The sequence below is a fragment of the Sphingomonas sp. NFX23 genome (genome assembly GCF_049887795.1).
Taxonomy (GTDB): domain Bacteria; phylum Pseudomonadota; class Alphaproteobacteria; order Sphingomonadales; family Sphingomonadaceae; genus Sphingomonas.
Window position 1 is genome coordinate 279,857 of the sequence record NZ_JAGEKH010000003.1, and the last position, 20,403, is coordinate 300,259.

Below are 20,403 nucleotides of genomic sequence, written 5' to 3' on the forward strand. Positions count from 1 at the left end.
TCGTCTTAAGTACCGCTAAGGCCGGTGCATGACGGGAATTCTGGTGCAGCGGTTCGTTCTTCTAGGGGTGGTTGGGGCTCTGGCCGCGTGCGTCGATCAGGCGAACGGCGGTGGTGCAGGGTCGCGCGACCAGATCACGGCGGTTGGGTCGTCGACGGTCTATCCGTTCACGACGATGATCGCCGAGCAGCTCGTCGCGAACGATCCCGATGCGAAGGCGCCGGTGATCGAATCGACCGGGACCGGCGCGGGGATGAAGCTGTTCTGCGCAGGCGTCGGTGCGGCGCATCCCGATATCGAGGATGCCTCGCGGCGGATGAAGGCGAGCGAGTACGCGACGTGCGCCAAGAACGGCGTGCGCGACGTGATCGAGATCCAGGTCGGGATCGACGGCATCGCCTTTGCCGAGGCGAAGAACGGCCCGAAGATGCAGCTTACGCCGACCGATCTCTACAAGGCGCTCGCCGCCAATCCGGGCGGCAAGGTGAATACCGCTCGAGTGTGGCGCGACGTGAATCCTGCGCTGCCCGCGGTGCCGATCCAGGTTTACGGGCCACCGGCGACGAGTGGCACGCGCGATGCGCTGGCCGAGCTGATCCTGACCAAGGGGTGCGAGGCGAGCGATCCTTCGGCCAAGGCGCTCGCGAAGTCGGATGCCGAAGCGCACAAGGCGCTGTGCACGCGGGTGCGCGAGGATGGGGTTTATGTCGATGCCGGTGAGAACGACAATCTGATCGTCCAGAAATTGCAGTCGAACCCGAATGCGATCGGCGTGTTCGGGTACAGCTATCTCGAAGAGAATAAGGACGACGTGAACGGGGTATCGATCTCGGGCGTGGCGCCGACCTATGCGACGATCGCGGACAATGCGTATCCGGGGTCTCGGCCGCTGTATATCTACGTGAAGAAGGCGCATCTGACCGCGATCCCGGGGTTGCGGAACTTGTTGAAGCTGTATGCGGCGAACTGGGGGGCTACGGGGCCGTTGGTGAAGCGGGGGTTGATTGCTTCGCCGGCGTCGATTCAGGCTCGGTCGGCGGCGATAATCGCGAATGAGACGGTGCTGGATCCGGCGGTGTTGTCGTGATGCCACTTCCGTTCAACTGCACGCCCTTGCTAGTTCCCCCGCGAACGCGGGGGCCCGTGAGCCGAGCGCACGATCGGAACTTAGCTGGGCCCCCGCGTCCGCGGGGGAACGGCGGCTTGGCGTCGGCAACATCACGTAACGGGGACACCACCCCGGCAGAGGCCGGGGCCCAGTTAAGCTGCGTTGCATTGGTGGGCGCTGCGCTCCGTTACCTCGACCTTTCCAACTGGGCCCCGGCCTTCGCCAGGGTGGTGGCTCGTGGGATAGCGCGTGCGCGCGCGACCAAACGCCACGGGCGAGAACTATAATGTCCCCCATCGCCCTCCTCTTCCTAGTCCTCGGCCTAGGCCTGATCGGCTGGCTCACCGCCCGAGTCCGCGCCACCCGGTTCCGCGCCGGCAGCACCGTGCGGTTCAGCTCGCTGCCGTCGCATCACGGCTGGTACGTCGCGCTATGGACCGCGATCCCGCCGCTCGTCTTCCTAGTGATCTGGTCGATGACCGCGCCCGCGCTCGTCACCGATGCTGTGCTCGCCACGCCCGCCGCGATCCAGCTCCCGCCCCCCGGCTTCGACCGCGCGTCGATCCTGTCCGAAGCGCGCAGCCTCGCGGACGGTCGCAGCTTCGGCGCGTTCCACGGGCTCGCCCGCACGCTCGCCCCGTCCTACGCCGCGGCGCAATCGCGCTACGACTGGATCGCCACCGCCGCCGCGTTGCTGCTCGCCTTTGCCGGCGGCGCGTTCGCCTTCACCCGCGTGAAGCCCGGGTTCGGCGCGCGGACTCAGGTGGAGCGGGTCGTGATGCTGATGCTGCTTGGCGCATCGCTGATCGCGATCCTGACCACGGTCGGCATCGTCGCCTCGCTGCTGTACGAGTCCGCGCGGTTCTTCTCGGTCGTGCCGATCACCGATTTCCTGTTCGGCACACACTGGAGCCCGCAGGTTATCGACGGCCGCGATCCGGGCGCGTCGCTCGGCGCGGTGCCGCTGTTCTGGGGGACGTTCTTCATCGGCGCGGTGATCGCGATGACCGTCGCCATTCCGTTTGGTTTGATGAGCGCGATCTACCTCACGCAATATGCAGCACCGAACACGCGCAAGTGGATGAAGCCGATCCTCGAGGTGCTCGCGGGCGTGCCGACCGTCGTCTACGGCTATTTCGCCGCGCTGACGGTCGCGCCTGCGGTGCGTGACCTCGCCGTGTCGGTCGGGATCAGCTGGGCGTCGTCGGAGAGCGCGCTCGCTGCGGGCCTCGTGATGGGCATCATGATCATCCCGTTCGTGTCGTCGATGGCGGACGACTCGATCGCGGCGGTTCCCTCTTCGATGCGCGACGGCAGCCTCGCGATGGGCGCGACCTCGTCCGAGACGATCCGCCGCGTGCTGCTTCCCGCCGCCCTCCCCGGCGTGGTCGGCGGCGTGCTGCTCGCGGTATCGCGCGCGATCGGCGAGACGATGATCGTCGTGATGGCCGCGAGCGGGGTCGCGACGCTGACGCTCAACCCGTTCGCCAGCACCACCACCGTCACCAAGCAGATCGTCGACCTGCTGACCGGCGAGGCCGAGTTCGACAGCCCCAAGACGCTCGCCGCGTTCGCGCTGGGCCTGACGCTGTTCGTGGTCACGCTCCTTCTCAACATCGTCGCGCTGCGCGTCGTCAAACGGTACCGCGAAGCCTATGAGTGACACGCTCGTGCCCCAAATTCCGGTGACCCCCTCCGTCATTGGCGCGGAGCCGGTGCGCCGCGTCCCGACCGACTGGACGACGCAGGCGATGCAGTCGCGCATCCGCCGACGCTATGCGTCCGAGCGCCGCTTCCGCTTCGCCGGGCTCGCCGCGGTGTGGTTGTCTGCCGCGTTCCTCGCCTATCTGCTGGTCACGATGGTGATGCAGGGCGCGAGCGGGTTCGTCGAGACGCGCGTGTCGCTCCCGGTCGATCTTGCTGCCGCCAAGCTGCCGATCGAGCCCGCCCGCCTCGTCGGTCGCGGCGCCGATCTCGCGCTTGCGGGTGCAGGGTTGGAAGGCACGGTCGACCTCGCCGCGACCAAGGCGTTCGGCAAGGACGGCACCGACCTTCTCTCCGACGGCGCCTGGGCGGTGGTCCGCGATGCGATCAAGGCCGACCCGTCGCTGCTTCAGCGCAAGACCGTGTTCGAGGTCCCCGTCTCCAGCCCGATCGACGTCGCCGCCAAAGGCAACGGCACGCGCGACGCCGAAGCGATCGTCGCGCGGCTGAAGGCGAGCGGGGCGTTGACCCGTGGCTTCAACGCGGGCTTCCTCACCTCGGCGGACTCGACCGATGCGACCCGAGTCGGGATTTGGGGGGCGTTCAAGGGGTCGCTGTTGACGATGATCGTCACGTTGCTGCTGGCGTTCCCGATCGGCGTGCTGTCGGCGCTGTACCTCGAGGAATATGCGCCGAAGAACCGCTGGACCGACCTGATCGAGGTCTCGATCAACAACCTCGCGGCGGTGCCGTCGATCATCTTTGGCCTGCTGGGGTTGGCCGTTTTCCTTGGCACGTTCGGGATGCCGCGTTCGGCGCCTATAGTGGGCGGCCTGACGCTCGCGCTGATGACGATGCCCGTGATCGTCATCGCCGGGCGCAACGCGATCAAGGCCGTGCCGCCGTCGATCCGCGACGCCGCGCTCGGCATCGGCGCATCGCCGGTCCAGGTCGTCTTCCACCACGTCCTGCCGCTCGCGTTGCCCGGTATCCTCACCGGCACGATCATCGGCATGGCGCGCGCGCTGGGCGAGACCGCGCCGGTGCTGATGATCGGCATGCGCGCGTTCATTGCCGCGCCTCCGTCCGGGCTAAGCGATCCCGCGACCGTGCTGCCCGTCCAGATCTTCCTGTGGTCCGATCAGGTCAGCCGCGGCTTCGTCGAGAAGACCTCCGCCGCGATCATCGTCCTGCTCGTGTTCCTGCTCGCGATGAACGGCGTCGCGATCTACCTCCGCAACCGATTCGAGACCCGCTGGTGATGCCAAAACATTCTAAGCCTCCGATCCTCAAGATGACGGCGCGCAACGTCTCCGTCGCCTATGGCAGCAAGCTGGCGATCAACGACGTCTCGATCGACGTCGACCAGGACGAGGTCGTCGCGTTCATCGGCCCGTCGGGCTGCGGCAAGTCGACCTTCCTGCGCACCCTCAACCGCATGAACGACACCGTCGCCAGCGCGCGCGTGACCGGCGAGATCAAGCTCGACGGCCAGGACATCTATTCGCCCGACATGGACGTGGTGCAGCTCCGCGCGCGCGTCGGCATGGTGTTCCAGAAACCCAACCCGTTCCCGAAATCGATCTACGAGAACGTCGCCTATGGCCCGCGCATCCACGGACTGGCCGGTGCGAAAGCGGACCTCGACCGGATCGTCGAGAAGTCGCTGCGGCGCGCCGGCCTGTGGGACGAGGTCAAGGATCGGCTGAGCGACAGCGGTACGGCGCTATCGGGCGGCCAGCAGCAGCGGCTGTGCATCGCGCGCGCGATCGCGGTCGATCCGGAGGTCATCCTGATGGACGAGCCGTGTTCGGCACTCGATCCGATCGCGACCGCCAAGATCGAGGAGCTGATCCACGAACTGCGCGGCCGCTACGCCATGGTGATCGTCACGCACAACATGCAGCAGGCGGCGCGCGTCAGCCAGAAGACCGCGTTCTTCCACCTCGGCACGCTGGTCGAATACGGCAACACCTCGGACATTTTCACCAATCCCCGCGAAGAGCGGACCAAGGATTACATCACCGGCCGTTACGGCTGAGTCGGGAAACGACCATGAACACGCATACGGTCAAGGCCTTCGACAACGACATCGGCGAGCTCCGCGGGTTGATCTCGCAGATGGGCGGGCTCGCCGAGGACGCGATCGACAAGGCGATGCAGGCGCTGCAACGCAACGACCTCGCGCTCGCGGAACAGGTGCGCGTCGCCGACAAGCAGATCGACGTCATCGAGGCGGAGGTCGAGCGGCTGGCGGTGCGGATCATCGCGCTGCGCGCACCGATGGCGGTCGATCTTCGCGAGGTGGTCGCCGCGCTGAAGATCGCCGGCGTCGTCGAACGGATCGGCGATTATGCCAAGAACATCGCCAAGCGCGTGCCGATGATCGAGAGCGAGCACCGGATCGAGCCGATCTCGATCCTGCCGGCGATGGGCCGAATGGCGAGCGAGATGGTCCACGACGTCCTCGACGCGTTTGCCGCACGCGACCCCGAGGAAGCCGTCCGCGTCGTCGAATGCGACAATGCGCTCGACGATTTCTACGACAGCATATTTCGCACGCTCGTCACCTACATGGTCGAGAACCCCCGGACGATCGGCCAGGTCGCGCATCTGCTGTTCGTCGCCAAGAACCTCGAGCGGATCGGCGACCACGCCACCAACGTCGCCGAGATGGTCTATTTCGCCGCGACCGGCACGCAGATGGTTGATCGCGAACGCGGCATAAAGAAGGAGCAGGCATAATGGCACGCGCAAAAATGCTGCTGGTCGAGGACGATGCTGCGCTGGCCGAATTGCTGGTCTGGCATTTCAAGCGCGAGGATTTCGAGATCGCGCATACCCCCGATGGCGAGGAAGCGCTGCTGCTCGCCAAGGAGAAGGTGCCCGACATCGTCCTGCTCGACTGGATGGTCGAGGGGCTGTCGGGAATCGAGGTGTGCCGCCGCCTGCGCCGCGCACCCGAGACGCAGAACGTGCCGATCATCATGCTCACCGCACGCGGTGAGGAAGAGGATCGCGTGCGGGGCCTCGAAACCGGCGCGGACGACTACGTGACCAAGCCATTCTCGCCGCGCGAACTCGTCGCGCGCGTGGGTGCCGTGCTGCGCCGGGTCCGCCCTGCCCTCGCCGGCGAAGCGCTCAGCTACGCCGACATCGAGATGGATACCGTCGGCCACAAGGTGCGTCGCTCGGGCGAAGTCGTGTCGCTCGGACCGACCGAGTTCCGGCTGCTCAAGCATTTCCTCGAGCATCCGGGCTGGGTGTTCTCGCGCGAGCGGCTGCTCGATGCGGTGTGGGGCCACGACTCGGATATCGAGAGCCGGACGGTCGACGTGCACATCCGGCGGCTGCGCAAGGCGATCAACGTCGGCGAGCGGCCGGACATTATCCGCACCGTCCGTTCGGCGGGTTATTCGCTCGATACGGGCGGATAACGACTCTGTCCCGCGATGGGGCGAATGGAATCGGATGCGAAACGAAGGACCCAAGCGCGACTTAGTGCGTTCAGACGTCGCGCTACCAAAATGGTGCACCCATTTAGGAGATTCACATGAAGTCCATCCTTCTCGCCGCTGCCGCTCTTCTCGCGTCGCCCGTGATCGCCCAGACGACGCCGCCGGCAGACCCCGCCGCGCAGACTGCGCCGGCCGATCCCGCGATGCAGACGGCACCGGCCGATCAGGCTGCCCCTGCCGACCCCGCAGCGCCTGCTGCACCGGCGGATCAGGCGATGGCCGCTCCTGCCGATCCGGCAGCGGCACCCGCCGCACCAATGGCAGGCGCACCGATGGCGCCTGGCGCGGGTCGCGTGACGTTCGGCCAGCCGACGGTAACGCCGCCGACGCCAGCACCGGCGACGTATCCGGTGTGCTCGAAGACGGTCAAGGACGGCTGCCGCAACCGCGGCGGCAAGTAACTGACGTCTGCGTAGGTGGCGGATCTATCCGCCGCTTGCACGGCTAGCTTTACGTTCTAGGAAAGGCGCTCCAACGATAAGAGAGGAGCGCCTTTTCCATGTCTATTCGCTTTGACGGCCGGGTTGCCATCGTGACCGGTGCGGGTGGCGGCTTGGGGCGCGAATATGCGCTCGAGCTCGCTCGCCGCGGCGCGAAAGTCGTCGTCAATGATCTCGGTGCGTCCCGCGACGGCACCGGACATTCCGACGCCGCGCTGAAGGTCGTCGAGGAAATCGAATCGGCCGGCGGCGAGGCGATGTCGAACGGCGGCAGCGTCATCGACTACGACCAGATGGTCGAAATGGTCGCCCGCGCCTCCGAGAAATGGGGCGGCGTCCACATCCTCATCAACAACGCCGGCGTGCTGCGCGACAAGAGCTTCGCCAAGATGGAGCCCGCCGACTTCAAGTTCGTCGTCGACGTCCACCTCAACGGCTCGGCCAACGCCACGAAGGCAGTGTGGGACACGATGCGTGCCCAGAATTACGGCCGCATCCTGATGACCGCGTCGTCGACCGGTCTCTTCGGCAATTTCGGCCAGGCGAACTACGGCGCCGCCAAGCTGGGTCTCGCCGGCTTGACCAAGACGCTCGCGATCGAGGGCGCCAAGAACAACATCAAGGTCAACACGATCGCGCCGACCGCGGGCACGCGGATGACGCAGGACATCTTCCCCGAGGAAGCGTTCAAGGCCTTCTCACCCGACAAGGTCGCGCCCGCCGCGGTGTTCCTCGTGTCGGAGGACGCGCCTACCAACATGATCGTCGGGGCCGGCGCCGGTGTTTTCCAGGCGGCGTACGTGACGCTGACGCAGGGTAAGTTGCTGACCGGCGACGACCTGTCGGTGGAGGGTGTCGCGGCACATTGGGACTCGATCATTGACCGGACTGGTGAGATCGTCCCGCAGTCGGGCTCGGAACAGTCGATGACCATCCTGAGCAAGCTGCAGGGGCGCTGACGGTCGCACTTAGTCCAGGTCGCAGAACGCCATCGTAAACGATCCTCCCCCGCCAGGTGGAGGTGGCAGGCGTCAGCCTGACGGAGGGGGCGGCATGAGATACGGTCCGTGCCGTGCCCTCCCCCTCCGTCACCTTCGGTGCCACCTCCCCCTAGCGGGGGAGGATCAGAGCATCGACCGTCACCCTTATCGTGGCTCGCGCATTTGCCAGACTACGCGGCCGATGACGGCGATCGCTCCGTCCGGCACAGCCGCCGCCGCCGGATTATCACTCGTCGCCACTAGCGCACCGCGTACCGAGGCCACGCGCTTCACCATCACCGCGTCGTCGATCCGGATGACATACACGCCGCCCTTCGCGCGCGGCGTACGGTCGGCGGTGTCGACCACGATGTGATCGCCATCGAACAATCCCGGCTCCATCGAATTGCCGCGCACGCGGATGATCGCCGCCCGCCCGTCCCTTAACCCGAGTTTCCGCGCGAGGCCGGGGTCCAGCGTGTCGGTGCCGAGCACGATCTCGCCATCGACCAGCGCGCCCGGCCCCGCCGACGCCGCGACGCCGAGCTTGCGGATGCGAAACCCTGCCGGCCCGTCGGCGGGTGCGCCCAGCGTTACCTCGCTCACCCCCAGATATTCCGACAGCAATCGACGGTCGCGTTCGCCGAGCACCCGCGGCGATCCACGCCGGACATATTGCTGAAGGTACGCCGCGTTGCGCCCCAGCATCGCCGACAGCGCCGCCAGACTGTCGCCACGCGCAGCGGCCAGCGTTGCCAGCGCGGTTCTTGGATCGGGATCGGACACGGTTCTAGCCACGCCCGAACCGTAGCGTAGGAATTTTCCTAGACAAGTAGGATTTGCCGGAACAGATCAAGAACGCAAACAAGGCTCGGCCAGGGACTCGGGGCCCAGAACAGGAAGGAGCGACCATGTCCGTTCTCATCAAGATCGACCGATATCTGCGGCAGACCGGCATGCCGACATCGAAGTTCGGCCGGTTGGCGGTCGGCGATCCGCGGCTGGTCCACGATCTCCGACTCGGCCGCCAGCCGCGTGCGCCGATGGTGGCGCGGATCGAGACCTTCATAGAACGGCACGGATCGTGAGGATGGACGCGATCCGTGGCCCCGATGCGGGCACGCTGCTTATCCGTGCGCTTCGCGGCCATGCGGCGGCGACAGGCCTGACGATGCACGTCGAGTCGATCGCGTGCACGCCTTGGGCGAGCGCTACGTTCGTCGGCACGCTGCATCGGTTGACAGTCGCGGCGGTGCCCGTACCCGGTCTTCGAGACTGGATCGACGCGTTGTTCGAAGCGGAGTTCGCGATGCGCGGGCATATCGTCGCCGATCTGGTGGTCGACCGCATCGAGTCGATCGGCGACCGCGAGCATGTGACGATCACGGTGCTGACGCTGATCGACGCGTAAACGTCTCGACAGGGGTGGACTTTCGCTGGCCGAACCACGAAGTCGGCGGTCAACGAAGGAGATTCATATGGCCGGGATGGGCAAGTTCGACTGGGCGGATCCGTTCCTGCTCGACGATCAGCTGAGCGAGGACGAGCGAATGATCCGCGACAGCGCGAAGGCCTATGCCGACGACAAGCTCGCGCCGCGGATCATCGACGCGTTCCAGCACGAGCATACCGATCCCGCGATTTTCCGCGAAATGGGTGCGCTCGGGTTGCTGGGGCCGACCATCCCCGAGGAATATGGCGGCGTCGGCGCGTCCTATGTCGCGTACGGGCTGGTCGCGCGCGAGGTGGAGCGGATCGACTCGGGGTATCGCTCGATGATGTCGGTGCAGTCGAGCCTGGTTATGTACCCGATCAATGCGTTCGGGTCCGAAGAGCAGAAGCGCAAATACCTGCCCAAGCTCGCGACCGGCGAGTGGATCGGCTGCTTCGGGCTGACCGAGCCCGATGCGGGGTCGGATCCTGGCGGAATGACGACGCGCGCAAAGAAGACGGCCAACGGCTATGTGATCTCGGGTGCGAAGACGTGGATCTCGAATTCGCCGATCGCCGACGTGTTCGTGATCTGGGCGAAGTCCGACGAGCATGGCGGCGGCATCCGCGGCTTCATCCTGGAGCGCGGGATGAAGGGGCTGGAGACGCCCAAGATCGAGGGCAAGCTCTCGTTGCGCGCGTCGATCACGGGCATGGTGATGATGGACGAGGTCGAGGTCGGCGACGACGCGCTGCTGCCCGACGTGCAGGGGTTGAAGGGGCCGTTCGGCTGCCTCAACCGTGCGCGCTACGGGATTTCCTGGGGTGCACTGGGCGCGGCGGAGTTCTGTTTCCATGCGGCGCGGCAGTACGGGCTGGACCGAAACCAGTTCGGGACGCCGCTGGCGGGGCGTCAGCTTTTCCAGAAGAAGCTGGCGGACATGGAGACCGAGATCGCGCTCGGGTTGCAGGCGTCGTTGCGCGTCGGGCGGCTGATGGACGAGGGCCGGTTCGCGCCCGAGATGGTCTCGATCGTCAAGCGCAACAACGTCGGCAAGGCGCTCGATATTGCGCGGATGAGCCGGGACATGCATGGCGGGAACGGGATTTCGGGGGAGTATCAGGTGATGCGCCACCTGATGAACCTGGAAACGGTCAACACGTATGAGGGTGCGCATGATGTTCATGCTTTGATCTTGGGCCGGGCGATCACGGGTATTGCTGCGTTTTGAGTTCAACCCCTACGTCCTACCACCCCGGCGAAGGCCGGGGCCCAATTGGGGAACGCGCATTGGCTGATGCAGTGCGCTGTTACTTCGACCTTTCCAATTGGGCCCCGGCCTTCGTCGGGGTGGTGTTATGACGGAGGAACGCAAACCCTCCCCCCTTGCCGGTCTCAAGGTCGTCGAACTCGCGCGGATTCTCGCAGGCCCGTGGGCGGGGCAAGTCCTCGCCGATCTCGGGGCCGACGTCGTCAAGGTCGAGAGCCCGGCCGGCGACGACACGCGCACTTGGGGTCCGCCGTTTATCGACAACCCCGACGGCACGCGTGATGCCGCCTATTTCCACGCCGCCAATCGCGGCAAGCGATCGGTCGTGGCTGACTTTACCACGCCTGAAGGACAGGCTGTCGTGCGCGAGTTGATCGCCGATGCCGATGTCGTGATCGAGAATTTCAAGGTCGGCGGGCTTGCGAAATACGGGCTCGACTACGCCGCGCTCTCTGCGATCAACCCGCGCCTTGTCTATTGCTCAATCACCGGGTTCGGGCAGGACGGCCCCTACGCGCCGCGCGCGGGCTACGACTTCATCGTGCAGGGCATGAGCGGGATCATGGACCTGACCGGCGAGCCGGACAGCGCGCCGCAGAAGATCGGCGTCGCGTTCGCCGACATCATGACCGGGCTGTATTCCGTGATCGCGATCCAGGCGGCGCTGGCGATGCGCGAGCGGACCGGCCGGGGTCAGCAGATCGACATGGCGTTGCTCGATACGATGACCGGGGTGCTGGCGAACCAGGCGATGAACTGGTTTGCGAGCGGCGTGTCGCCGACGCGGGTCGGGAATGCGCATATGAATGTGTGTCCGTATGCGGTGTTTCCGTGCGCGGATGGGTGGTTCATCCTGGCGGTCGGGAATGACGGGCAGTTCCGGCGGTTCTGCGACGCGATGGGCTTGCCCGAGATGCGCGACGATCCGCGGTTCGCGACCAATGCCGGAAGGTTGGCGTTCAAGGACATCTTATTCGCTGGGATCGAGGCGGCGACGTCTCTGGTGCCTAAGCTCGAGTTGCTGGCGCGGTTGGAGGCGGTCGGGGTGCCGGCCGGGCCGATCAATACGGTGGCGCAGGCTTTCGACGATCCGCAGGTTGTCGCGCGGGGGATGGCGATCGACGTCGCGCGGCCGGATGGGTCGACGGTTCCCGGACTGCGTACGCCGATCCGGTTTTCGGATGCGGATCTGGCAACCGGACGGGCGGCGCCGATGCTTGGGTCTACCGACTAAGCATGTGTCCCCGCGAAGGCGGGGGAACACGCTTAGTAGGCCGCTTCGACCACCGGCTTCCGGGCATACAACCCGTACGCGAGGATCAGCGCGTAGCAGATCGCCGGGAGCAGCAACGCGAAGTGCAGGCTGCCCGACTTGTCCGCCAGCATGCCCGTCAGATACGGGACGATCGCGCCGCCGACGATCGCCGTAGCGATCACGCCCGAGCCTTCCGCCGCGCGCTTGCCGAGACCTTCGGAGGCCAGCGAGAAGATCGTCGGGAACATCACTGCGTTCATCAGGCCGATCGCCAGCAGCGCCCAGCCCGACACTGCACCCTCGGTGTTCGCCGAGATCAGGATCAGCGCCAGCGTGCCCGTCGCCACACCTGCCAGGACCTTGCCCGGCGACACCTTGTTCAGCACGTACGCACCGATGAACCGGCCGACCAGTGCGCCGCCCCAATAGAACGGCACGTGCTTGCCCGCCGCGACGTCGCTCAGGCTCATCACGCTCGGCTGCATCAGATAGTTGACGATCAGCGAGCCGATCGCGACTTCGGCGCCGACGTACAGGAAGATGCACGCCGTCCCCATCGCGAAGCGCGGGCGCTTGAGCAGCGTGAACGCGTGGAAGATGCTGCCGGTCTGGTCCTGCTCCTCGTTGAGCCGGTTGCGGCGGGTCCACACGACCGCGGCGACGATCAGCAGCGCGATCGCGAGGCCGATATAGGTGTGCACAACGGTCCGCGAAGACTCGGTCCGGTAGGCGTCGAGCGCGGCGCCGGTGAGCGTCGAGGAGTCGACCGTCGCCAGCCCGCCGAGGATCAGCGCGGAGCCGACATACGGGAAGATCGTGGTGCCGAGCGAGTTGAACGCCTGCGCGAAGGTCAGCCGGCTCGATGCGGATTTGGGATGGCCGAGCGCCGAGATCAGCGGGTTGGCGACGACCTGCACGACGGTGATCCCTGCGCCGAGCACGAACAGAGCGAACAGGAACATGCCGAAGCTCGCCTGCCCTGCGGCGGGGATGAACAACAGGCAACCCGCGGTCATCGTCACGAGGCCGATCGACGCGGTCCGCATGTAGCCCGCTTTCCGCACGATCGCTGCGGCGGGGATCGAGAACAGTGCATAGGCGAGGAAGAACGCCGACTGGACCAGCATCGCGGTCGCATGGTCGAGCGTGAAGAGCTCCTTCATCTTGGGGATGATGATGTCGTTCAGCGAGGTGATGCCGCCGAAGATGAAGAACAGCGCGAACACGAACACGCGCAGGTCGGGCGCGTCGTAGCCGTGGCTGGCATCGCCTCCGGCTGCTGGTGTGGATTTGGTATCGACGTGCATCGTGGTGCGCCCCCTCGCGGTATTATCTGCGCGACATAAGCCGGGGCGACGGCGCGTGGCAATGCCGCGTGGTGCGATCCGTCCCGGCGAGCTAGGACGGCGGGCATGAGCCGCTTCACCGTCAACAACGAACCGATCGAATACAAGCTCGACAACGATACGCCGCTGTTGTGGGCGTTGCGCGATGCGTCGAACCTGACTGGGACCAAATATGGCTGCGGCACGGGGCAGTGCGGCGCGTGCACGGTCGATATCGATGGGCGCGCGGTGCGGAGCTGTCGGGTGCCGATCGGCTCGATCGAAGGCGCGTACGTCACGACGATCGAGGGGCTGTCGCGCGAGCGTAACCATCCGGTGCAGCTGGCGTTTATCGCGGAGTCGGTGCCGCAGTGCGGGTTCTGCATCCCGGGGATGATCATGGCCGCCGCGGCTTTGCTGAAGCGCAATGCCGACCCGAGCGAAGCGCTGATCCGCGAGCAGATCACGAACCTGTGCCGATGCGGGGTGTATCCGCGGGTGGTCGAGGCGGTGCAGCGCGCGGGGCGGGCAATGCGCGGGGAAGAGGTTATTCCTGCGGGTCCGCGGCCGGGGATCGACCCGGCGGACTCCGCGCGGCTGGTGCCGGCGCTGGTGCCACCGCCGGCGCGGTAGGGTACGCTTCAGTCCCAGCCAAAGCTTGTTCTCCCGCGAAGGCGGGAGTCCAGTCTGGGCTCCCGCCTTCGCGGGAGAACAAGGTTCGCGATGAACACGTCGGCGGTTTCCACCACCCCGGCGAAGGCCGGGGCCCAATTGGAACGTCCAAGGTGATAGAGCGCGCGCTTCATTACCTACCTTCCCCACTTGGGGCCCGGCCTCCGCCGGGGTGGATACTTCCGGGTGAGTAACAACCGGCCCAACTAAACCTGTCTAATCGCTGACGAACCCATTCAGCCTCGCCACACACCGCAACGTCTAGACCCTACACATCATAGGAGCCGGCTCGTGCGCCGGCAGTCGAGGACGACGGCGATGACGGGCAAGTTTCTCAAACTCTTGATGGCGGCTTCCGCGTTGGTGCCGGCAACCATGATGGCATCGACCGCGACCGCGCAACAGGTCGATCAGGACCGCGGTGATCGTGGCCAGCGGCCAGACCGGGGCCAGCGTCAGGATCGTGGCGATCGGGGCCCACGTCCGGACGGACAACCCTTCCAGCAGCAGCGCCCCGACCGCCCCGCCGCGCCCGACCAAGGCCAGCGCCCGCAACGCGCCGATCTCGGCACGCAGCCGCAAGTCCGCGGCGACCGACCGGATGGTCAAGGCCGTCCCGATTGGAACGGGCAGCGCGGCGGACAGGGTGGAGACCGTCAGGCTTGGAACGGCCAGCGCGGCCCCGGCCAAGGCTGGAACGGCCAGAACCGTCCCGACCCGCAGGCCGGTCAGACCCGCCCCGACTGGAACCGCGACCAGGGACGCCCCGGTTTCGATCGCGGCAGCCAGCAAGCGGATCGCGGCCAGTTCGATCGCAATGGTGGACGCGGCGATTGGCGCAACGACGGGCGCAATGACAACCGGGGCGACAACCGCGGCGACTGGCGCAACGGCGGCCGCGATGGCTACCAGAACCGCCAGCCCAACCGCGCCTACGGCAACGTCCAGGGCTATGGTCGCGGCGGCTACAACCAGGGGCATTACAACCAAGGCGGCGCATGGAACCGTGGCTGGCGTAACGACAACCGCTATGCCTGGAGCAATTACCGCGCATCCAACCGCGGCGCGTACCGCCTCCCACGCTACTACGCGCCGAGCGGCTGGGGTTCGGGCTATCGTCGCTTCGGCGTCGGCTTCTCGCTGAACAGCATCCTCTACAACCAAAATTACTGGATCCAGGACCCGTACACCTACCGACTGCCCGAGGCGTACGGCCCGTATCGCTGGGTGCGCTATTACAACGACGCGTTGCTGGTCGACCTCGACAGCGGCCGCGTGGTCGACACGGTGTACGACATCTTCTGGTAAGCTCCAGCTTACCGTCACGCAGTAACAGGGGAGAGCCCCGCGGTGGTCCAGATCACCGCGGGGCTCTTGCGTTTTGAAAACGTTTCGCCAAATCCTGCGACGTGGGTATCTTTTCAAAAGCCAAGAAGGTCGATCCGGCCGCGGCAGTCCGCCAAGCCTTCGGATCGCAGGTCGCCGCGCGCCTCGACGCCAATCCCGCGGTGCAGCGCATCGCGATGGACACGGTGCAGTTCTATTATCAGGACAAGTTCCTCGATCCCGCGACCTGCAAGCGGCTGATCGCGGTGATCGATTCCAAGCGGCGGCCGTCGACCCTGCTGTCCGATCGCCCGAACAGCAATTTCCGGACCAGCGAGAGCTGCGACATGGATCGCTGGTCGCCTGAGGTGCAGCCGACCGACGAGGCGATCGCGACGTTGCTCGGGATCGACCTGCTCCACGGCGAGACGATGCAGGGCCAGCGCTACGCCCCCGGCCAGCAATTCCGCGCGCACCATGATTATTTCCACGAGTCCGAGAGCTATTGGGCGAAGATGCAGGAGCAGGGCGGCCAGCGCACCTGGACCGCGATGGTGTTCCTGAACGACGTCCCCGAGGGCGGCGCGACCTGGTTCCCGCAGGCCGGCGTGAAGATCGCGCCGAAGCGCGGCATGTTGCTTGCATGGAACAACATGAACCCGGATGGGACGCCGAACGGGCTGACTTTGCACGAGGGCATGCCGGTGGTGGAGGGCGTGAAGTATATCGTGACGAAGTGGTTTCGCGAGCGACCGTGGATGAAGTGAGGGTTGCGTAGACCGTTGCGTCTCGTGCGCGGTCGCGTCCCCCCTTCCGTTCGTCCTGAGTAGCCGTCGAGTAGCTGCCTCAGCAGCGTATCGAGACGGCGTATCGAAGGACAGGTTGCCGCGCGGAACCCATGCTTCGATACGCGCCCTCGATACGCTTCTACGAAGCTACTCGGTCGCTACTCAGCACAAACGGGGGTGTCGGGACTTCGCCATCGTTAAGCCTCCGCCCTACCAACGACACCCCCCCCTTCACTACGTCATCCTGACGAAAGTCAGGATCCAGAGCCATGAGCGCCCGCCTGCCGTAATTCTGGATCCTGACTTTCGTCAGGATGACGGTACGAGCAGCCACCCCCTGCAAGGTCCGCTCGACAATCCCCCCAGAGCCACTACGTCCTAGGCATGACAGTTCTCGGCGTAACCTCCTCGATCCTCGGTCAACCCTGGCGCTGGCGCGCGCTCGCCGCAGACGGCCGTGACGGTTTCGGGATCAACGGTTCGGGCGACGACCTCGTCACCCAACTCCTCCTCGCCCGAGGCTGCCCCCGCGACGCGCTCGACGCGCACCGCACGCCGTCGATCCGCGCGTTCATGCCCGACCCGTCGATCTTCCGCGACATGGACCGCGCCGCCGATCGCCTCGCCGACGCGGTGCAAGCCGGCGAACAGGTCGCGATCTTCGGCGATTACGACGTCGACGGCGCCACCTCCGCCGCGCTGATGGTGCTCGTGCTGCGCGATCTCGGCATCGAAGCCCGCCCGTACATCCCCGACCGCCTGCTGGAAGGCTATGGCCCGTCGGGCGAAGCGCTCGTCCGCCTCGCCGGCGAAGGCGCCACGCTGATCGTCACGGTAGACTGCGGCGCCCAAGCGTTCGACGCGCTCGACACCGCCCGCGACGCGAAGGTCGACGTGATTGTCATCGACCACCACAAATGCTCGACCGCGCTCCCGCACGCGCTCGCACTGGTAAACCCCAACCGCCTCGACGAGACTGAAGGCGCCGCGCATGGCCATCTAGCCGCGGTCGGCATGTGCTTCCTCGCCGCCGCCGCGCTTGTCCGCACGCTCCGCACGCGCGGCTTCTTCAAGGACCGCGCCGAGCCCAAGTTGATCGACCTGCTAGACATCGTCGCACTCGGCACCGTCGCCGACGTCGCCCAACTCCGCGGCCTCAACCGCGCGTTCGTGTCGCAAGGCCTCAAGGTCATGGGCGCGCGCAAGAACATCGGCGTCGCCGCGCTGATCGAAGCGTCGCGTCTGACTCGCAACCCGACCTGCACCGACCTCGGCTTCGCGCTGGGCCCGCGCATCAACGCCGGCGGCCGGGTCGGTCGCGCTGACCTCGGCGTCCGCCTGCTCACCACCCGAGACCCCGACGAAGCCCGCCAGATCGCCACCGAACTCGACCGCCTCAACGAAGAACGTCGCGCGATCGAAACCGCGGTGCAGGAGGCCGCCGACCTCCTGTCCAGCCGCGACCGTGCAGTCGCCGTGGTCGCTGGGCGCGGCTGGCACCCCGGCGTGATCGGCATCGTCGCCGGTCGCCTCAAGGAGAAGCTAGGCCGCCCCGCGATCGTCATCGCGATCGACGAGAACGGTATCGGCAAAGGCTCCGGCCGCTCAATTCCCGGCGTCGATCTCGGCGCAGCGGTGATGGCCGCCCGCGAACACGGCCTGCTCGTGGCGGGCGGAGGTCACGCAATGGCCGCCGGCCTGACGATCGCCGAAGCCGCAATCCCCGCCTTCACCGACTTCCTCGAAGACCGCCTCGCCGCCGCGGTAGAACGCTCCAACGACGACCGAGCCCTGCTGCTCGATGCCGTCCTCGCGGCAGGCGGCGTTAACCCCGGCCTCGTCGAATCGATGGAAGCCGGCGGCCCCTACGGCATGGGCTGGCCAGCCCCTCGCGTCGCGATGGGCCCGGTCCGCGTCATCAAGGCGGACGTAGTCGGCAACGGCCACGTCCGCACGATCGTCGCGGGCGACGATGGCCGCAGCATCAAGGCGATGGCCTTCCGCTCGGCCGAAAGCGCGCTGGGCCAAGCCCTGCTAGGTGCCGCCCCCCACCGCAAGCTCTGGCTGGCGGGGCGCGCGAAGATCGACGACTGGTCCTCGCGCCCGTCGGCCGAGCTTCATGTCGAGGACGCGGCATGGGCGGACTAAATTCTTGCACCGAAACGCTTGACGCCCCGCCCCCTTCCCCTTAGTCGGCCTCCACCACGCAGGCCCCTTCGTCTAGCGGTTAGGACGCGGCCCTTTCACGGCTGAAGCACGGGTTCGATTCCCGTAGGGGTCACCATTCGCCACATTCGTGGCTGAGACGTGCGGCTAAGCCATTCCTTGCCCTTCGCTGGTACAGCAACCTGGTACAGCGAGCACCCAAAAATGGCCCTCATGGCGACATCCTGGAAGCACCCGACTACCGATTTTTATTATTTGCGTTGGCAGATACCGGCAAAGATGCGCCCAGCCTTCGGCGGTAAGGCGCTATGAAAGGTTCCGCTCAACACGAAGTGGGCCGCCGCAGCCCATATTCTGTTCCCGCAAGCCAACGCGGCTTTGAAGCAGGAGTTCGAGGAGATCCGGGTTCGGATCAAGACAACTGGCGAACCGCTTCCTTCACAGCGTGATCGGGCCGGCGACATGATCGCTGTGTACTTTAGGCGCCCCAAGCGCGATGCAGATGGATTGGATGGCACGGAACGCCTTCTCCTGGCTCGCCTGGAGATCGACCGCGGACTTTGGAACATGACGCCCACCGGGTGCTCTCCGGTTGCGGCGTCGACGACGTTCTCTCGATCGGTGGTTTGCAGCGGGCCGGTGCGTGCGCAGGCGACAATCCTCACGATCCTTCGGTTTTCCGATTGGGTTGGGCTAGCGTAAGGGCATAGTCCCGAACGTCTGGCGGCCACGTTGCCATTCGGCCCGCAAACGCTTTATCCTCACCAGCAAACGAGGCACGGATTGCTTCCTTGTAGCCGGGAAAATCGCCGGCCAGCCCAGACAGGAAGAGATACGTGCGCTCATGTGCGGCTTTGCGATCGGCCTGGCCGTCATCTGCACGACGCGCTTCGTCAACAAGGCGGCGCAACGCCTGCGAGGCTCCCCCCCGGGCTGCGTTGCAAGTCATTCCCGATGACGCGGCAGCAGCGTCACTTCGCGCGCAACCAGGCCAAGTTTTGGTCGGCGTCTCGATCGGATCGAGCTACCTGCCAGTTCGCGCCTCGCTGTCGCCAGCGCCTCGAGTTCGCCATGGTCTGTAGATCGCGTAACGATCTCCGCCGTAGTGCCTCGAAGGTCGAGGTCAATCACCGCGCCTGACGTATCATTGAAGGTAACGACAGGGCTCTGCGTGTCGGCTTCCGTCGATTGCTCATTCCGGAAATCGTCTATTTTTGCCTGAGAAACGGGAAAGATCGCGCTCAATGAATGGCCGCTATCAGGCCCCGGATCGGCACTCTGGACGTCCGGGCGTTGGCGAAACTACCCGGCAATGCGGGGCTTCGTAAGGGATTTACGAGCAGGCATTTACGCCCCCCTCCCCGCTGCCCGACTTCAGCCATTCGATCAGATTGAGAGGTGTCGGTTTCGGCGCCAAGCCGGCCTACTTCCGGCGATCAGGATACCTCGTCGCTTGAACGCGAATTGCGTAGGTCGGCCTGACCGTTCATAGCCCTACGAGGATGGTATCGACGCTCTGGAGTTCTGATGTCTGATCGCCTGCCGGTCCTACTCCAATACATATTGCCCAAGCAGAGCCTCACCACGCTGGCAGGTCACATCGCCAGGGCGCATGGGGGTGCGATGACAACGCGGCTCATCCGCTGGTTCGTTGGCAAATATTCCGTCGATATGAATGAAGCCGCGGATGCGGACATTCGGAGCTACAAGAGCTTCAACGAATTCTTCACCCGTCCCCTCAAAGCGGGGTCACGCCCTATCGCGGCTGCCGACTTTGTCTGCCCAGTCGACGGCGCAATTAGCCAGTTCGGCTCAATTGATGACCATCACATGCTACAAGCAAAGGGGCATCGGTTCACCACGACGCAGCTTGTTGGCGGCGACGCCGCACTGGCCAGTCAGTTTCGTCACGGCAGCTTCGCAAACCTGTACCTGTCCCCCAAAGACTATCACCGCCTGCACATGCCTTGCGATGGCAAGCTCACGCGCATGATCTACGTGCCCGGTAAGCTTTTTTCAGTAAACCCTGTCACAGCACGCGGCGTGCCGAACCTGTTTGCGCGCAACGAGCGAGTAGTTTGCGTCTTTGAATCGGTAGAGCACGGCTTATTCGTCATGGTGCTGGTGGGAGCCACCATCGTTGGAAGCATGGCGACTGTGTGGCACGGCGTGGTCAATCCTACGCGCATCAACAGGACGTCGGAGTGGGCATATACCGACCAGGACATCGTGCTGAAAAAAGGCGAGGAAATGGGCCGCTTTCTCCTTGGTTCAACGATCGTGATGTTGTGGAAGCGGGGCGCCATTGCGTTCAACGAAGACTGGATGCCGGAACGGAAGGTGCGCTTGGGCGAACTGATGGGACAGCGCGCGACCTGAGCTTCCTGCGCCGTTGGCCGGGATGGAAAGGCCCATTTCC

At 65.6% G+C, this 20,403-nt stretch carries 21 protein-coding genes and 1 tRNA gene; 18 read left to right on the forward strand and 4 right to left on the reverse strand.

Going from position 1 to position 20,403, the window contains the following annotated elements; genetic code table 11:
• Positions 1–28 precede the first annotated feature (28 nt).
• The 8 genes from J4O76_RS08980 to J4O76_RS09015 all read left to right on the forward strand — a co-directional run bounded on the left by J4O76_RS08980 (position 29) and on the right by J4O76_RS09015 (position 7,729).
• The gene (locus tag J4O76_RS08980; protein WP_426281391.1) at positions 29–1,087 is read left to right on the forward strand and encodes a substrate-binding domain-containing protein; all 1,059 of its coding nucleotides are present in this window, start codon (positions 29–31) and stop codon (positions 1,085–1,087) included.
• A 307-nt stretch (positions 1,088–1,394) separates the two neighbouring features.
• Positions 1,395–2,771: a phosphate ABC transporter permease subunit PstC gene (pstC, locus tag J4O76_RS08985; RefSeq protein ID WP_426281393.1), complete on the forward strand. Its 1,377-nt coding sequence runs from the start codon at positions 1,395–1,397 to the stop codon at positions 2,769–2,771.
• Positions 2,764–4,074, forward strand: a complete 1,311-nt coding sequence (gene pstA, locus J4O76_RS08990) for a phosphate ABC transporter permease PstA (protein WP_426281394.1) — start codon at positions 2,764–2,766, stop codon at positions 4,072–4,074. The genes pstC and pstA overlap by 8 nt, the downstream gene beginning before the upstream one ends.
• Positions 4,074–4,853 carry a phosphate ABC transporter ATP-binding protein PstB gene (gene pstB, locus J4O76_RS08995; protein ID WP_426281395.1) on the forward strand — a complete coding sequence of 260 codons (780 nt, stop codon included), beginning with the start codon at positions 4,074–4,076 and terminating at the stop codon, positions 4,851–4,853. Before pstA ends, pstB begins: the two co-directional genes overlap by 1 nt.
• 14 nt (positions 4,854–4,867) lie before the next feature.
• The gene (gene phoU, locus J4O76_RS09000) at positions 4,868–5,557 is read left to right on the forward strand and encodes a phosphate signaling complex protein PhoU (protein ID WP_056057297.1); all 690 of its coding nucleotides are present in this window, start codon (positions 4,868–4,870) and stop codon (positions 5,555–5,557) included.
• Positions 5,557–6,249 (forward strand): phosphate regulon transcriptional regulator PhoB, encoded by a 693-nt coding sequence (phoB, locus tag J4O76_RS09005; RefSeq protein ID WP_055873047.1) that lies wholly within the window; start codon positions 5,557–5,559, stop codon positions 6,247–6,249. Before phoU ends, phoB begins: the two co-directional genes overlap by 1 nt.
• A 116-nt stretch (positions 6,250–6,365) precedes the next feature.
• Positions 6,366–6,731, forward strand: coding sequence for a hypothetical protein (locus tag J4O76_RS09010; protein ID WP_056489016.1), 366 nt, complete (start codon positions 6,366–6,368; stop codon positions 6,729–6,731).
• Positions 6,732–6,829: 98 nt separating this feature from the next.
• Entirely contained in the window at positions 6,830–7,729 is a 900-nt protein-coding gene (locus J4O76_RS09015) for an SDR family NAD(P)-dependent oxidoreductase (RefSeq protein WP_426281397.1), read from the forward strand.
• Positions 7,730–7,915: 186 nt separating this feature from the next.
• Here J4O76_RS09015 and J4O76_RS09020 read toward each other — a convergent pair whose 3' ends face one another.
• Positions 7,916–8,548: a S24 family peptidase gene (locus J4O76_RS09020; RefSeq protein WP_426281398.1), complete on the reverse strand. Its 633-nt coding sequence runs from the start codon at positions 8,546–8,548 to the stop codon at positions 7,916–7,918.
• Between the two features lie 113 nt (positions 8,549–8,661).
• On the opposite strand from J4O76_RS09020, the gene J4O76_RS09025 reads away from it, so the two are divergent.
• The 4 genes from J4O76_RS09025 to J4O76_RS09040 all read left to right on the forward strand — a co-directional run bounded on the left by J4O76_RS09025 (position 8,662) and on the right by J4O76_RS09040 (position 11,686).
• Positions 8,662–8,838, forward strand: a complete 177-nt coding sequence (locus tag J4O76_RS09025) for a hypothetical protein (RefSeq protein ID WP_165895153.1) — start codon at positions 8,662–8,664, stop codon at positions 8,836–8,838.
• A gap of 2 nt (positions 8,839–8,840) precedes the next feature.
• The gene (locus J4O76_RS09030) at positions 8,841–9,161 is read left to right on the forward strand and encodes a hypothetical protein (RefSeq protein ID WP_426281399.1); all 321 of its coding nucleotides are present in this window, start codon (positions 8,841–8,843) and stop codon (positions 9,159–9,161) included.
• A 67-nt stretch (positions 9,162–9,228) separates the two neighbouring features.
• On the forward strand, positions 9,229–10,413 hold the full coding sequence (locus J4O76_RS09035) for an acyl-CoA dehydrogenase (protein WP_056055772.1): 1,185 nt from the start codon (positions 9,229–9,231) through the stop codon (positions 10,411–10,413).
• 127 nt (positions 10,414–10,540) lie between these two features.
• Positions 10,541–11,686: a CaiB/BaiF CoA transferase family protein gene (locus tag J4O76_RS09040; RefSeq protein ID WP_426281400.1), complete on the forward strand. Its 1,146-nt coding sequence runs from the start codon at positions 10,541–10,543 to the stop codon at positions 11,684–11,686.
• Between the two features lie 32 nt (positions 11,687–11,718).
• Here J4O76_RS09040 and J4O76_RS09045 read toward each other — a convergent pair whose 3' ends face one another.
• A complete protein-coding gene (locus J4O76_RS09045; protein ID WP_426281401.1) occupies positions 11,719–13,014 on the reverse strand; it encodes a sugar MFS transporter in 1,296 nt (431 codons plus the stop codon).
• A gap of 105 nt (positions 13,015–13,119) precedes the next feature.
• Here J4O76_RS09045 and J4O76_RS09050 point away from each other — a divergent pair, with 105 nt between their 5' ends.
• The 5 genes from J4O76_RS09050 (at position 13,120) to J4O76_RS09070 (ending at position 18,102) form a co-directional block, all read left to right on the forward strand.
• Positions 13,120–13,665 (forward strand): (2Fe-2S)-binding protein, encoded by a 546-nt coding sequence (locus tag J4O76_RS09050; protein WP_426281402.1) that lies wholly within the window; start codon positions 13,120–13,122, stop codon positions 13,663–13,665.
• Positions 13,666–14,022: 357 nt separating this feature from the next.
• Positions 14,023–15,012: an RcnB family protein gene (locus J4O76_RS09055; RefSeq protein WP_426281404.1), complete on the forward strand. Its 990-nt coding sequence runs from the start codon at positions 14,023–14,025 to the stop codon at positions 15,010–15,012.
• Between the two features lie 101 nt (positions 15,013–15,113).
• A complete protein-coding gene (locus J4O76_RS09060) occupies positions 15,114–15,797 on the forward strand; it encodes a prolyl hydroxylase family protein (protein ID WP_426281405.1) in 684 nt (227 codons plus the stop codon).
• A 405-nt stretch (positions 15,798–16,202) separates the two neighbouring features.
• Positions 16,203–17,966 (forward strand): single-stranded-DNA-specific exonuclease RecJ, encoded by a 1,764-nt coding sequence (gene recJ / locus J4O76_RS09065; RefSeq protein WP_426281406.1) that lies wholly within the window; start codon positions 16,203–16,205, stop codon positions 17,964–17,966.
• A gap of 61 nt (positions 17,967–18,027) precedes the next feature.
• Positions 18,028–18,102: transfer RNA gene (locus J4O76_RS09070), tRNA-Glu, on the forward strand.
• A gap of 543 nt (positions 18,103–18,645) precedes the next feature.
• On the opposite strand, the gene J4O76_RS09075 is transcribed toward J4O76_RS09070, so the two are convergent.
• Complete coding sequence (locus J4O76_RS09075; protein ID WP_426281407.1) at positions 18,646–18,933, reverse strand: DUF2239 family protein; 288 nt, start codon at positions 18,931–18,933, stop codon at positions 18,646–18,648.
• Positions 18,930–19,229: a DUF2239 family protein gene (locus tag J4O76_RS09080; protein WP_426281408.1), complete on the reverse strand. Its 300-nt coding sequence runs from the start codon at positions 19,227–19,229 to the stop codon at positions 18,930–18,932. The genes J4O76_RS09075 and J4O76_RS09080 overlap by 4 nt, the downstream gene beginning before the upstream one ends.
• A 282-nt stretch (positions 19,230–19,511) precedes the next feature.
• Here J4O76_RS09080 and asd point away from each other — a divergent pair, with 282 nt between their 5' ends.
• Positions 19,512–20,363, forward strand: coding sequence for an archaetidylserine decarboxylase (gene asd / locus J4O76_RS09085; protein ID WP_426281409.1), 852 nt, complete (start codon positions 19,512–19,514; stop codon positions 20,361–20,363).
• Positions 20,364–20,403 lie beyond the last annotated feature (40 nt).

Bases quoted from the DNA above. Each gene is read 5' to 3' on its own strand.
- pstA (WP_426281394.1), top strand. From the start codon at position 2,764: ATGAGTGACACGCTCGTGCCCCAAATTCCGGTGACCCCCTCCGTCATT.
- J4O76_RS09035 (WP_056055772.1), top strand. From the start codon at position 9,229: ATGGCCGGGATGGGCAAGTTCGACTGGGCGGATCCGTTCCTGCTCGAC.
- J4O76_RS09030 (WP_426281399.1), top strand. From the start codon at position 8,841: ATGGACGCGATCCGTGGCCCCGATGCGGGCACGCTGCTTATCCGTGCG.
- pstC (WP_426281393.1), top strand. From the start codon at position 1,395: ATGTCCCCCATCGCCCTCCTCTTCCTAGTCCTCGGCCTAGGCCTGATC.
- pstB (WP_426281395.1), top strand. From the start codon at position 4,074: ATGCCAAAACATTCTAAGCCTCCGATCCTCAAGATGACGGCGCGCAAC.
- J4O76_RS09040 (WP_426281400.1), top strand. From the start codon at position 10,541: ATGACGGAGGAACGCAAACCCTCCCCCCTTGCCGGTCTCAAGGTCGTC.
- J4O76_RS09010 (WP_056489016.1), top strand. From the start codon at position 6,366: ATGAAGTCCATCCTTCTCGCCGCTGCCGCTCTTCTCGCGTCGCCCGTG.
- J4O76_RS09050 (WP_426281402.1), top strand. From the start codon at position 13,120: ATGAGCCGCTTCACCGTCAACAACGAACCGATCGAATACAAGCTCGAC.
- J4O76_RS09055 (WP_426281404.1), top strand. From the start codon at position 14,023: ATGACGGGCAAGTTTCTCAAACTCTTGATGGCGGCTTCCGCGTTGGTG.
- phoU (WP_056057297.1), top strand. From the start codon at position 4,868: ATGAACACGCATACGGTCAAGGCCTTCGACAACGACATCGGCGAGCTC.
- J4O76_RS09015 (WP_426281397.1), top strand. From the start codon at position 6,830: ATGTCTATTCGCTTTGACGGCCGGGTTGCCATCGTGACCGGTGCGGGT.
- phoB (WP_055873047.1), top strand. From the start codon at position 5,557: ATGGCACGCGCAAAAATGCTGCTGGTCGAGGACGATGCTGCGCTGGCC.
- J4O76_RS08980 (WP_426281391.1), top strand. From the start codon at position 29: ATGACGGGAATTCTGGTGCAGCGGTTCGTTCTTCTAGGGGTGGTTGGG.
- J4O76_RS09075 (WP_426281407.1), bottom strand. From the start codon at position 18,933: ATGACTTGCAACGCAGCCCGGGGGGGAGCCTCGCAGGCGTTGCGCCGC.
- asd (WP_426281409.1), top strand. From the start codon at position 19,512: ATGTCTGATCGCCTGCCGGTCCTACTCCAATACATATTGCCCAAGCAG.
- J4O76_RS09045 (WP_426281401.1), bottom strand. From the start codon at position 13,014: ATGCACGTCGATACCAAATCCACACCAGCAGCCGGAGGCGATGCCAGC.
- J4O76_RS09025 (WP_165895153.1), top strand. From the start codon at position 8,662: ATGTCCGTTCTCATCAAGATCGACCGATATCTGCGGCAGACCGGCATG.
- recJ (WP_426281406.1), top strand. From the start codon at position 16,203: ATGACAGTTCTCGGCGTAACCTCCTCGATCCTCGGTCAACCCTGGCGC.